This window comes from Nitratireductor alexandrii, from assembly GCF_004000215.1.
GTDB classification, from domain to species: Bacteria; Pseudomonadota; Alphaproteobacteria; order Rhizobiales; family Rhizobiaceae; genus Mangrovimarina; species Mangrovimarina alexandrii.
This window is the reverse complement of sequence record NZ_RBVY01000011.1, coordinates 113246-125884: the sequence shown is the minus strand read 5'-3', so window position 1 is coordinate 125884 and position 12639 is coordinate 113246. Positions and strand designations below refer to the sequence as shown.

Annotated in this window: 10 protein-coding genes; 6 read left to right on the top strand and 4 right to left on the bottom strand. The window is 67.2% G+C overall.

Features of this window, described 5'->3' with window-relative positions; genetic code table 11:
* Window positions 1–63: 63 nt before the first annotated feature.
* Genes EP380_RS21085 through EP380_RS21075 form a run of 3 tightly spaced genes read right to left on the bottom strand, consistent with a single transcriptional unit; the run spans window position 64 to window position 5109 of the window.
* Window positions 64–1302: an NAD(P)/FAD-dependent oxidoreductase gene (locus EP380_RS21085; protein WP_127600559.1), complete on the bottom strand. Its 1239-nt coding sequence runs from the start codon at window positions 1300–1302 to the stop codon at window positions 64–66.
* Between the two features lie 38 nt (window positions 1303–1340).
* Window positions 1341–2639, bottom strand: coding sequence for an aspartate aminotransferase family protein (locus tag EP380_RS21080; RefSeq protein WP_238719968.1), 1299 nt, complete (start codon window positions 2637–2639; stop codon window positions 1341–1343).
* Entirely contained in the window at window positions 2632–5109 is a 2478-nt protein-coding gene (locus EP380_RS21075) for an FAD-dependent oxidoreductase (protein WP_127600557.1), read from the bottom strand. Before EP380_RS21075 ends, EP380_RS21080 begins: the two co-directional genes overlap by 8 nt.
* Window positions 5110–5182: 73 nt before the next feature.
* Between EP380_RS21075 and EP380_RS21070 the strand changes: the two genes are divergently transcribed.
* Genes EP380_RS21070 through EP380_RS21045 form a run of 6 tightly spaced genes read left to right on the top strand, consistent with a single transcriptional unit; the run spans window position 5183 to window position 11242 of the window.
* Window positions 5183–6079 carry a MurR/RpiR family transcriptional regulator gene (locus tag EP380_RS21070; protein WP_238719967.1) on the top strand — a complete coding sequence of 299 codons (897 nt, stop codon included), beginning with the start codon at window positions 5183–5185 and terminating at the stop codon, window positions 6077–6079.
* The gene (locus EP380_RS21065) at window positions 6076–7179 is read left to right on the top strand and encodes an aromatic ring-hydroxylating oxygenase subunit alpha (RefSeq protein WP_106573053.1); all 1104 of its coding nucleotides are present in this window, start codon (window positions 6076–6078) and stop codon (window positions 7177–7179) included. Before EP380_RS21070 ends, EP380_RS21065 begins: the two co-directional genes overlap by 4 nt.
* Window positions 7172–8620, top strand: a complete 1449-nt coding sequence (locus EP380_RS21060) for an aldehyde dehydrogenase family protein (RefSeq protein WP_127600553.1) — start codon at window positions 7172–7174, stop codon at window positions 8618–8620. The genes EP380_RS21065 and EP380_RS21060 overlap by 8 nt, the downstream gene beginning before the upstream one ends.
* Window positions 8621–8635: 15 nt before the next feature.
* Complete coding sequence (locus EP380_RS21055; RefSeq protein WP_106573055.1) at window positions 8636–9016, top strand: carboxymuconolactone decarboxylase family protein; 381 nt, start codon at window positions 8636–8638, stop codon at window positions 9014–9016.
* Window positions 9013–10119, top strand: a complete 1107-nt coding sequence (locus tag EP380_RS21050; RefSeq protein WP_127600551.1) for a mandelate racemase/muconate lactonizing enzyme family protein — start codon at window positions 9013–9015, stop codon at window positions 10117–10119. The genes EP380_RS21055 and EP380_RS21050 overlap by 4 nt, the downstream gene beginning before the upstream one ends.
* A gap of 16 nt (window positions 10120–10135) precedes the next feature.
* On the top strand, window positions 10136–11242 hold the full coding sequence (locus EP380_RS21045) for an alcohol dehydrogenase family protein (RefSeq protein ID WP_127600549.1): 1107 nt from the start codon (window positions 10136–10138) through the stop codon (window positions 11240–11242).
* A 27-nt stretch (window positions 11243–11269) separates the two neighbouring features.
* On the opposite strand, the gene EP380_RS21040 is transcribed toward EP380_RS21045, so the two are convergent.
* Entirely contained in the window at window positions 11270–12550 is a 1281-nt protein-coding gene (locus EP380_RS21040) for an MFS transporter (protein ID WP_127600547.1), read from the bottom strand.
* Window positions 12551–12639 lie beyond the last annotated feature (89 nt).

The window sequence follows — 12639 nt, the reverse complement described above, 5'->3', positions numbered from 1 at the left end:
GCGTCGATCACACGCTTGACCGGGACGAGGACTTTCATGCGTTTTGCTCCAAATGGGTCGAGATCACGAGGCGGCCCGCGCATCCGCGCGCACGTATTGCATCAGATCGAACTGAGATGAAAGAAGATGGTCGGGCGACAGCGCCGCCCCCGAGGCGAAAAGGCGCCTGGCGGCCATGTGGGTCCTGGCGTCGTTGATCGTGTCGACGGCGACCGCCGTGCCGGCGCGAAAATACCAGAAGGCCCACCCGCCGGCGCGCGCCGCCGCAACCGGGATCACCCGGTCGTAGTCCAGCGCCAGGCCGACCGACTGCAGCTTGGCGTCGTACTGATCGCTCCAGAACCAGGGTACGGGCGCGTAGGCGACATCGCGGCCGAGCAGGGCGTCGGCGACCGCGATCCCCTGGTCGACCGCGTTCTGAACCGATTCCAGCCGCACCCGCCGCCCGGCGAACGGAAAGACCGCGCAATCGCCCGCCGCGAAGATGGCCGGGTCGCTGGTCCGGCAGGACGCGTCGACCAAGATGCCGCCATCGACCGCAAGCCCCGCCGCGGCCGCCAGATCGTCATTGGCGATCCCGCCAATGCCGACCAGCACCAGATCGGCCGCAACCGTACTGCCGTCGTCGAGCACGGCCGCGCGCACGCGCGACCCGTCGCCCAGCAGCCGCGCCAGGCTCGCGCCCGTCCTGACATCGACGCCGTGCGCGCCATGCAGCGCGCCGACGGCCGCGGCGGTCTGCGCGCAGGCGACACGCCGCAAAAGCCGGTCGGTCTGCTCGACGACGGTGACCGCACGTCCGGTCTGCGCGGCGATCGCCGCCACTTCCAGGCCGATATAACCGCCGCCGACCACCAGCACCCGCCCGGCATCGGCGAGCGCCGCGCGCAGGCGTTCGGCATCGTCAATGCCGCGCAAGGTAAAGACCCCGTCCAGCCCGCCGGCAACGGTTTCGGGCAGGGTTCGCGCCCGCGAGCCCGTGGCCAGAACCAGCCGGCCATACTCGAGCCGCTCGCCGTCGGCGAGTTCAACGGCGCGCTCGGCGCGGTCGATGCGATGAACCCGGGTGCCCGTGCGCACGGCGATACGCTGCGTGTCGAAAAACTCAGGCGCCCGCAGCCCGAGCCGCCCGGCCTCGGTCTTGCCGAGCAGATAGGCCTTCGACAGCGGCGGACGCTGATAGGGCAGCCAAGGCTCCGCGCCGATCATCACCACGGCGCCCTGGTGCCCGCCCTCGCGCAGGCGCGCCGCACAGGACAGCGCCGCCTGCCCGCCTCCGACAATGACAATATCGTCGCGCAATTCGCACCTCTGGCGGGTCGGGTCGCCGTTTCAGGGTGTCAGCTGTCCAGCAGATGGGCCGCCGCGTGGGCGATGGCGTCCTCGGTCCAGGCCATATCCGCCTCCGTCAGCGCCAGCGACGCATAGATCTTGCTGGCCGGCTTGAGGATGCCGCGCTCGCGCAAGAGCGCGTTGAAGCGGGCGCTCAACGCCTGGTCGCCCCCGGCCACGCCACGATAGTCGCGCACCGGGCGGGCGCTGAAGACGACGTCGAACAACACCGGGTCGCCGACGATCTGGTAGGCGACGCCGAGCGGATCCAACGCCCGGCGCAGCATCGCCATCACGGCCTCGCCGCGCCGGGAAATCTGTTCGTAGCTGCCCGCGCGACGCAGGATCTCCAGGGTCTTTAGGCCGGCGACGGCGGCGACCGGATTGCCGCTTAGCGTGCCGATCTGCGGCGTGAAGCCCGCGCGCCCGACCGCCGCCTTGTCGAAATGCGCCATGATCTCGGCCTTGCCGGCAACCACGGCGAGCGGAAATCCGCCGCCGACGATCTTGCCGAGCGTGCATAGATCGGGAACGACGCCGTAGCGCTCCTGCGCGCCGCCATAGGCGAGCCGGAAGCCGGTCACGATCTCGTCGAAGATCAGCACGATGCCGCGCTTCGACGTTTCCTCGCGCAGCGCCTCGAGGAAGCCGGGCTCGGGCGGCACCAGGCGCTGCAGCGGCTCGACGATGACGGCGGCGATCTCGTCGCCGTGCTCGGCCAGAATCTGCCGCACGAACGCCTCGTCGTTGAACGGCGCGACGAGCACGGATTCGCGCACTCTGGCGGGAAGGCCGGCCGAATCGGCGATGCCGTTGGGGAAATTCTCGAGCCGGTCGGGAAAGATGCTGATCATCGCCTCGGCCGACATGCCGTGATAACCGCCCTCGAATTTCAGGATCTTGTCGCGCCCGGTATGCGCACGCGCCAGGCGCAGGGCATACATGTCCGCCTCGCCGCCGGTCGACAGGTAACGCAGCTGTTCGGCGCAGGGCACGGCCTGGCAGATCACTTCGGCCAGTTCGATGCCGCGCGCATTGCTGGCGAAGAACGTCATGCCCTTGCCGAGCTGTTCGCGGACCGCCTCGATCACCTCGGGATGGTCATGTCCGAGGATCATCGGGCCCGAGCTGATCAGATAGTCGACATATTCCTTGCCGTTCTCGTCCCAGACACGCGCGCCATGCCCCTCGCGGACGACGATCGACGGATCGAAGTTCCCGAAGCCGCCGGCCGGCAACACCGCCTTCGCCCTGTTCAGCCACGCGTCCTGCATCGAGCCCGCCGTCCCACTCGTCTTGTCAAGCATTGGCGATCGCCTTTCCGTTCAGGTCAAGGGGCTCCGCGTCGGTACGCGGCAGGCGGTTTTGCGGGTCGTAGGCCGGTTCGTCGCGAACCCGTGCCTTGCGCGCCTCGCCCATGATGATGACGTCGAGCTCGGTGCCCGGGACGGCCGCCTGCGGCGCGATATAGGCGAAGGCGAGGATCGCGCCCACCGACCCGCCATAGGCGATCGACGTCACCGAGCCGACCACCCGCCCGTCGAGCACCACGGCCTCGCCGCCATTGCCGTCGCAGATCCCGTCGGCCTCGATCTCGAGATAGGCGCACAGCCATCGCGGCGGTTCCGCCAACGCGGCCTCGGTGGCGCGCTTGCCGCGAAAATCGGGTTTGTCCATCTTCACGAAGCGCATCACATCGGCCTCGGGCAGGGTCACCTCGTTGGTGAGTTCGCCGGCGCCCTTGAACATCTTTTCCAGCCGCATGACGTTCATCGCGAACGAGCCGTAATCGGCCAGGCCGAACGCGGCGCCGGCCTCGTGCAGCGCGTCGTAGATCACGGGCAGGCTGTCGCGCGGACCGTGCAGCTCCCAGCCGAGTTCGCCGGCATAGGACATGCGGAACGCCCACACTTTTTGCCCCGCCACCGCGATCGGCTGCGCCGTCAGCCACGCAAACGCGGCATTGTCGAGCGCTGCGTCCGTGCAGGCACACAAAATGTCGCGCGCACGCGGCCCGTTCAGCGCCACCGCGCCCCACTCTTCGGAAAGATTGGTGATCGTCACCGCCTCGTCCGGCCGGCGGCTGAACGCCAGATGGTCGAGCAGCCGCTGTTCGAAGAAGGCCGCGCAGGTGAAATAGAACCGATCCTCGGCAAACCGCACGATCGTCGTTTCAAGCTCGACGCGGCCGGTGTCGTTGAGCAGATGCGTCAGCGCGATGCGCCCCGGCTTGGACGGCAGCCGGTTCGGCACCAGCCGGTCGAGAAAGCCGGCCGCATCCGGTCCCGACACCTCGACCTTGGTGAAGGCGGAAATATCGACCAAACCGGCGCGCTCGCGCACGGCGCGGACCTCCTCGCCGACCAGATCGTGCCAGGCCGGACGGCGGAACGAATAATAGTCGCGCTGCTCGAGCCCGCCGCGCGCGAACCAGCGCGGCCGCTCCCAGCCATAGACTTCCTCGAACACGGCGCCCTTGTTCTTCAGCCGGTCGTAGAGCGCGCTCGGCTTGACCGGGCGTCCGGCGGTGCGGTTGAGATGCGGGAACGGAATCTCGTGGCGAAGCAGATAATCCTCCTTCGCCTTGGTGACCTGATAATCCTGGTCGGCGAACTTGCCGTAACGGCGCGGGTCGTAGTCGCGCATGTTGATGTCGGCGGCGCCGTGCACCATCCAGCGCGCCAGCTCGCGGGTCAGGCCCGGCCCCCAGCCGATGCCGATCTGGCAGCCGCAATTCAGCCAGAAATTGCGCAGTCCCGGCGCCGGCCCGATCAGCGGATTGCCGTCCGGCGGGTGCGAGATGGCACCGTGGATGGCCTGTTTGATACCCAGTTCGGCGAGCACCGGCATCCGCCCCATGGCGTTTTCCAGCCACGGCATGATGCGGTCGTAGTCGGGCTCGAACAGCTCGTGCTCGGCCTCCCACGGGCATTCGTCGACCCAGACCGTGTTCGGATTCGCCTTTTCGTAGATGCCGATCAGGCCCGACTTCTGCTCCATGCGGATATAACCGGAGACCAACCGGTCGTCGCGCACCACCGGTAGCTCCCGTTCCAGATCCATGAATTCGGGAACCGTGTCGGTGATCAGGTAATGGTGGGTCATCGAGGTGGTCGGCACGTCGAGCCCAACCCATTTGCCGACCTGGCGCGCATAGGTGCCGCCGGCATTGACGACGTGCTCGCACACGATCTCGCCCTGCTCGGTATAGACCCGCCATTCGCCGTTGGGCTCGGGCTTCACGTCGACCACCCGGCAGTGACGGGTGATCGTCGCGCCGAGCTGACGCGCGCCCTTGGCGAGCGCGAAGGTGGCGCCGGCGGGATCGACATGACCGTCGTCGGGCGTATAGAGCGCCGCGCGCACGCCCTCGAGATTGTAGAATGGATGCAGCTCGCGCACCCGCTCGGGGCCGACCAGTTCCATTTCGAAACCGAGCGCCCGGCCGACGCTCATGGTCTGACGCAGCCAGTCGAACTCGTCCTCGGTATAGGCGAGCCGGAACGAGCCGCAGCCGTGCCAGGTGACCGACTGCCCGGTCTCCTTTTCCAGCACCTGGGAGTAGAGGTCGATATTGTAGCCGACGCACTTGCCGAGCGAGAAGCTGGACGTGGAATGCGTGATCTGGCCGGCCGCGTGCCAGGTCGAGCCGGATGTCAGCTCCGACTTTTCCAACAAGACGATATCGGTCCAGCCCTCATGCGCGAGGTGATAGGCCAGCCCGCACCCCATGACGCCTCCGCCGATGATTACCACCCGGGCGTGGGTTACACTCATGATCGTCTCTCCGATGAAAACAGCCTATGGACATGGCTATCGAACAAATGTACGGTTGTCAACGATGAAACAAATGAATGTACCATTACCGAAATCACCCGCCGAGGTCCTTGCCGAGCTCGCCAACCGGCTGTCGTCCTTCACGCCGGAACTGCAGAAGGCGGCCACCCACATTTTGGAAAACTCCAACCTGGTCAGCGTCAGCTCGATCCGGAAAATGGCCCAGGATGCCGACGTCAAACCCAACACGCTTGTCAGGATGGCGCGGACGCTGGGCTTCGAGGGCTACGAGGATTTCCGCAAACCGTTCCGCGAGCAGGTCATTCGCGGCCGCGAGGACTTTCCCGACCGCGCCCGATGGCTGCAGTCGCTGTCCAAGGGCGGCAAGCTGGCCAGCCTTTACGCCGACATGGCGGCGGCCTCGATCGAGAACATCGAAAGCCTGTTTTCAGACACCGACGCCAAGAGCGTCAAGGCGGCCGCCGACGCCGTCATCAAGGCGCGCACCACCTATGTGCTCGGCGTCGGCATCGCCAACGTGATCGCGGGCAACTTCGCCTATCTCGCCGGCATGGCCGTCGGCAGCGTCGTGGCCATCCCGCGCGACGGCTCGCTGCCGGTCGACGGGCTGGTCAGGGCCAACAAAAACGACGTGCTGATGGCCATGACCTTCAAGCCCTATCGCCGCGAGGTGGTGGAGGCCGTCGACGTCGCGGTGGCGCACGGCATGAAGGTCATCGGCATTTCCGACAGCCCGGCCTCGCCGATCCTGGCCAAGGCCAGGCATCGCTTCGTGGTGCCGATGGACACCCCGCAATTCTTCACCTCGACCGTCGCCCTGACGGCGCTTCTCGAAACGATCATGGCTTTTGTCGTCGCCGAGGCCGGCCCCGAGGCCGTCAGCAATATCGAGCGATTTCACCGGCGACGTCATGAGCTTGGCATCTACTGGAGTGAGGAACCACGATGAACGCACCCGCCGTGCCGCCGATCGCGCCCCTGCGATCCCTGGACGCCCGCTACTACACCGATCCGGAGGTTTTCGCCAAGGAACAGGCGGGACTGCTGGCGCGGACATGGCAATTCGCCGGACACGTCTCGCTCGTGGACAAGCCCGGCGACTACTTCACCTTCGAAATCGCCGGCCAGAACCTGTTTTGCATCCGCGACCGCGACGGCGAGCTGCGCAGCTTCTACAATGTGTGCCAGCACCGTGCGCATGAATTGCTGCGCGGCACCGGCAACACCAAGCTTCTGGTCTGCCCCTACCACGCCTGGACCTATGAACTGACCGGGAAGCTGCGCAGCGGCCCCAACATCCGCGCCGTGCCCGGCTTCGACCGCAGCGCGATCTGCCTGCCCGCGGTCCGCACCGAGCTCTTCTGCGGCTTCATTTTCGTCAATCTCGACCCCGACGCCAGGCCGATGGATGAGTGGTTTCCGGGCGTGCGCGAGCAATTGCGCGACTATGTGCCCGACATCGAGCGGCTGAAACCGCTGGAATGGGTCGAGATTCCCGAAAACTGCAACTGGAAGGTCTCGGTCGAGAACTATTCCGAGTGCTATCACTGCCCGATCAACCACAAGACCTTCGCCACCGGCGTGATCAAGCCGGACACCTACGACATCCAGCCCCAGGGCCATTGTCTGCGGCACACCACCGAGTGCCAGAACCTGGAGCAGATGAGCTACCCGATCGACCTGGCCGCCAATCCACGCGCCGGCGAATATTCGTCCTGGTTCCTGTGGCCCACCTTCTCCTTCCAGGTCTATCCGGGCAACGTGCTCAACACCTATCACTGGACCGTCAAGAGCGTCGAGGAAGTGGTGGTCTGGCGCGGCTGGTACACGATCGACGGCGTCGATTCGGAGGTGATCCGCAAATTGGCGCTCCAGGACCGGGCGACCACGGTCGAGGAAGACATCCACATCGTGGAATCCGTCCAGCGCGGTCTGAAGAGCCGCGGCTACCAGCCCGGCCCGCTGGTCATCGACCCCAAATGCGGCGTCAATTCCGAACATTCGGTGCGCGTCCTGCAGCAATGGATACGCGAAGGGGTGGATGGCTGACATGAGAGCGTACTGGCAAAACTATATCGCCGGCAACTGGGTCGATGGCGGCGCCGGCAGGATCGCGGTCGACGACCCGGCGACGGGCGACACGCTCGCCGAGCAGGCCTGCGCCGACGCCGGCGATGTCGAGCGCGCGGTCGCGGCCGCCAAGGCCTGCCACCGTTCCGGCGTCCTGACCGCGATGCGCCCGGTCCTGCGCGGGCGCATGGTCCGCGCCATGGGCGACTATCTGCTGACCGAGATCGACACCGTCGCCGAGGTGCTGTGCCGCGAAGCCGGCAAGCCGCTTTGGGAGGCGCGTCTGGAGGTGGAGGGCGCGGCGCGTTATTTCGAGTATTACGGCAACCAGGCCGAAACGCTCGAGGGCCGCTCGATCCCGCTTGGCGAGGCCTATTACGACTTCACCACCTATGAACCCTACGGCGTGTCGGCGCAGGTGATCCCCTGGAACTACCCGCTGGAAATGGCCGCGCGTTCGCTGGCCCCGGCGCTGGCCACCGGCAATGCCTGCGTCCTCAAGACGCCCGAGCTCGATCCGCTGTCGAGCGCCTTCATCGCCCTGGCGGCCGAGCATGCCGGCCTACCGCCCGGCGCCGTCAACATTCTGTGCGGGCTCGGCCGCGAGGCCGGCGCGGCCCTGGTCGGCCACCGCGACGTCAACCAGATCGTGTTCACCGGCTCGGTTCCGACCGGCATCAGCATTGCGACGGCGGCGGCCGGCAATGTCGTGCCCTGCGTGCTCGAGCTCGGCGGCAAGTCGGCAGCGATCGCCTGGCCCGACGCCGATCTCGACCGGCTGCTCGCCTCGGTGCGCTGGGGCATCTTTTTCAATGCCGGCCAGGTCTGCTCGGCCATGTCCAGGCTGATCGTTCACGACGACGTCCACGACGAAGTGGTTGATCGGATCGCCGACCTGGCACGCTCGATCTCGACCGGTCCCGGCATCGATCGGACCGATTTCGGCGTCAATATGGGCGCGATGATTTCCGCCGCGCAGCGCGACCGGGCCGAAGCGATGTGCCGGGAGGCCGAGCGCCAGGGCGCGCGCGCCGTCGTTGGCGGCAGGCGGCTCAACCGGCCCGGCCATTTTCTCGAGCCAACCGTGCTCGACGGCATCGCGCCGGAGATGACGATCGCCCGCGAGGAGGTGTTCGGCCCGGTCCTGTCGGTGTTGAGGTTCCGCGACGACGACGAGGCGATACGTCTGGCCAACGCCACCGAATACGGCCTGGTCGGCGGCGTGTTCACGGCCGATGTCGGCCGTGCGATGAAGACCGCCGCCCGGCTTCGCGCCGGCCAGGTCTTCGTCAACGAATGGTTCGCCGGCGGCGTCGAGACGCCGTTCGGAGGTTACGGCAAATCCGGCTACGGCAGGGAAAAGGGCCGCGAGGCCCTGTGGAACTATGTGCAGACCAAAAACATCGCGATCGCGGTTTAATTCCAGGAGTTTCGTGTGAAGCAAGATCTGTTCGACAAGGGCCTCGCCAAGCGCAAGGCGACGCTCGGGGCCGACTATGTGGAGAAGAACCTCGCCGCGGCCGACGCCTTCACCCGCCCCTTTCAGGAGGCGATGACCGCCTGGTGCTGGGGTTTCGGCTGGGGCGACGAGACGCTCGACGCCAAGACGCGTTCGCTGATGAACCTCGCCATGATCGGCGCGCTCGGCAAGATGCACGAATGGGAGACGCATTGTCGCGGCGCGCTCAACAACGGCGTGTCCACCGACGAGATCCGCGCCGCGATCCATGTGGTCGGGATCTATTGCGGCGTGCCGCAGGCGCTCGAATGTTTCCGCGTCGCCAGAAAGGTGCTCGAGGAGCGCGACCTGCTGTGAAAATCATCCGGATCTGCGTCTGGCGGTTCGACCTTCCGCTGACGAAACCCTATTGGCTGTCCGGTGGCCGGCTGAAATTCGAGGCGCTCGACAGCACGTTCGTGCGCATCGACACCGATGCCGGCCTGTCCGGCTGGGGCGAAGGCTGCCCCTGGGGCAACACCTATCTGCCGGCGCACGGACCGGGCATCCGCGCCGGTATCGCGACACTGGCCCCGGCTCTGCTGGGTCGCGACCCGTGCGCGCTGGAGGCCGTCAACCGGGCGATGGATACCGCGCTGCCCGGCCATCCCTACGTCAAATCGGCGATCGACATGGCCTGCTGGGACATTTTCGGCAAGGCGAGCAACATGCCGTTATGGCGTCTGTTCGGCGGCGAGACCGCCGATCCCGTCGCCGTCAACTCCTCGATCTCGACCGGTTCCAACGAGGAAATGATCGCGTTGATCCGCGACGCCTATGCCGAAGGTTACCGCACCCATTCGGCCAAGGTCGGCGGCAGCGATCCCGCGCGCGACATTGCCCGGATCGAAGCGATCGAGGCGGCGCTCGAGCATGACGAAACGGTCACCTATGACGTCAACCGCGCCTGGACCCCGGCGGTCGCGATCCAGGTGCTCAACAATGTGGGCCTGCGCGGCTGGGTCGAGCAGCCGTGCCAGACGCTGGCGCAATGCGCCCATGTCGCCCGCCGCGTGCGCCAGCCGATCATGCTCGACGAATGCCTGCACAGCTTCGAGGACCATCTGGAGGCCTGGAAGCTCGGCGCCTGCGAGGGCGTCAAGGTGAAGCCGAACCGGGTGGGCGGTCTTACCAAGGCCCGCCAGATCCGCGATTTCGGCGTGTCGGTGGGCTGGCAGATGCATATCGAGGACCTGGGCGGCTCGGCGCTCGCCGACACCGCCGCCATCCATCTGGCCTCGTCGACACCGGCCGAGAACCGGCTGGCGAGCTGGCTGTGCCACCATCATCTCGCCATCGACCCGGTGGCCGGACAAGGCGCCCGCAACAGCGATGGATTTGCCGTCCCGCCGAGCACTCCAGGCCTCGGCGTCGCTGCGGATGTCGAGAGACTGGGCGACCCGGTCGCCATCTATTCCTGATGACGAGGAGAACGACGTGAAGCAGCCGGATTCAATGCGCGCGGTCGTCCTGACCGGCCATGGCGGCCTCGACAAGCTCGCCTATCGCGAGGACTGGCCGGTACCGGATCCTGCGCCCGGCGAGGTGCTGATCCGGGTCGGGGCGTGCGGGCTCAACAACACCGACATCAATACCCGCACAGCCTGGTATTCCCGCGCCGTCGGCGGCGGCATCACGCCGACGAGCGGCAGCGCCGGCTTCGAGGAAGCCGAGGCCGAGGCCGGCAGCTGGGGCAGCGCGGCGCTGCGCTTTCCGCGCATCCAGGGCGCCGACGTGGCCGGCCGGATCGCGGCGGTCGGCGACGGGGTCGATCCCGCGCGGATCGGCGAAAGAGTGATCGTCGACCCCTGGCTTCTCGGCCCGGGCGACTGGCTCGACACCGCAAACGCGGCCTATTTCGGCTCCGAATGCGACGGCGGCTTCGCCGACTACACGACCGTGCCGGCCCGCAATGCGCTGCGCATCGACAGTCCGCTGTCGGATGCCGAACTGGCGACCTTTCCCTGCGCCTACACGACGGCTGAAAACCTGGTCGCGCGGACCGGGCTGAAACCCGGCGAGACCGTGGTGATCGCCGGCGCCTCGGGCGGGGTGGGCTCGGCCGCGATCCAGCTTTGCCGGCTGCGCGGCGCCCGCGTGATCGCGATCGCCTCGCGCGCCAAGGCCGGCCTCTTGGAAGAGCTGGGCGCCGATACGGTGATCGACCGCGCGACGCCCGATATGGCCGAGGCGATCCGCGCCGCGGCCGGCGGCGGCGTCGAGGTCGCCCTCGACGTGGTCGGCGGCGGTCTTTTCGCGCCCCTGCTCGAGGCCCTGCGCCATGGCGGACGCTATTCCAGTTCCGGCGCGATCGCCGGTCCGGTGGTCGAGTTCGACCTGCGCCAGCTGATCTACAAGGACCTGCAACTCACCGGCGCGACCATCGTGCCCCCGGGCACCGCCACGCGCCTGGTCAGCCTGATCGAGCAGGGCCTGCTGCGGCCGCTGCTGGCCGAACGCTATCCGCTGCGCGAGCTTGGCGCCGCCCAGGAAGCGTTCATGCAAAAGCGGCATGTCGGCAACATCGTCGTCACCATGGCGTGACGGACGGCGACCGGGCGCGTGCGGGCCTCAATCCCGCGCGTCCGTCCCGTCGGCTCCGTCCGCCTCGTCGCGCTCCTGCAATTCGTTCGACCAGGCCTGCGCCGTCTCCACGGCGAGCGGCGTGGAGGCCGGCATCACGCCCACATAGGGCGCCATTTCCTCGACCGGCGGCGTCGGCCGCTGCGCCATCCGCCACAAAGCGTAGGACGCCACCATGGCAAACAGCAACGCCAGCACGAGCCAGAAGGACTGCGCGCCGGCCCTGTCCATCGCGCCGCCGATGACCAGGGGACCGAAGATCGCGCCGAGCCCATAGATGAAGACAAGCCCCCCGGAAGCGGCCGGCATGTCGTCGGCATCCAGATAGTCGTTGGTGTAGGCGATCAGCAGCGAATAGAGCGGGCTCGCCACCCCGCCCATGGCAAAGGCGGCCACCAGCAGCGGTACCAATGTCGCGCCGGCGAAAAAGCCGAGCCCGCAGGCCGCCACGCCGAGCGCCGCCAGAAGCAGGATCAGCAGGCGCCGATCCATGCGGTCCGACGCCCATCCGACTGGGAATTGCAGCACCAGACCGCCCAGAAACATCGCCGCTACGAACAGCGCGATACCGGTTTCCGACAGACCCGCCTGGGTGCCGTAGACAGCGCCCATGCCGGCCTGGGCGGCAAAGACGCCGCCAAGCAGGAAAAGTCCGATCGTGCCCAGCGGTGAATTCTCGTAGAGCTGGCGCAGGCTCATCGGCTTGCTGGTTTCGGCGGCCGGCGTTGCCGTCGCCGCCAGAAGGATCGGCCCGAACGACAGCGACACCAGGATCGAGGCGAGGATGAACAGCGTCGCACCGGCGGTATCGGCCGTTGTGAGCAGCCATTGCGCCGCGACCATGCCCGCCATCTGCGCCAGCATGTAGGCGGAAAGGATCTTGCCGCGCAGGTCGTTCGGCGAATCGTTGTTGAGCCAGCTCTCGGCGGTCACGTAGACCCCCGACATGAAGAAGCCGAACAATACCCGCAGCAGAACCCACGCCCACGGTTCCGCGACCAGCGGGAAGGCGATCAGCGTGGCCGACATGAACGAGGCGAAGGCGGCGAAGACGCGCACATGCCCGACACGGCGGATTAGCCGCGGCGCCATGCGCGCACCCGACAGGAAGCCGACGAAATAGGCCGACATGACCACCGACAATTCGGCCGAGGAGAACCCCTCGATTCCGCCGCGCACCGCCAGCAGGGTCGCATGCAGGCCGTTGCCTGTCATGATCAGGGTCATGCCGAACAGCAATGCCCACACGCGGCCCAACACGAGAAGCATCCATGTCCTCCACTTCGCGGCTCAGGGCAGTGCCCGTGTGGGCCCTCAGGGTCGCGCCGTCGAAACGCCGCGCCCCCGAACGGTCTCAC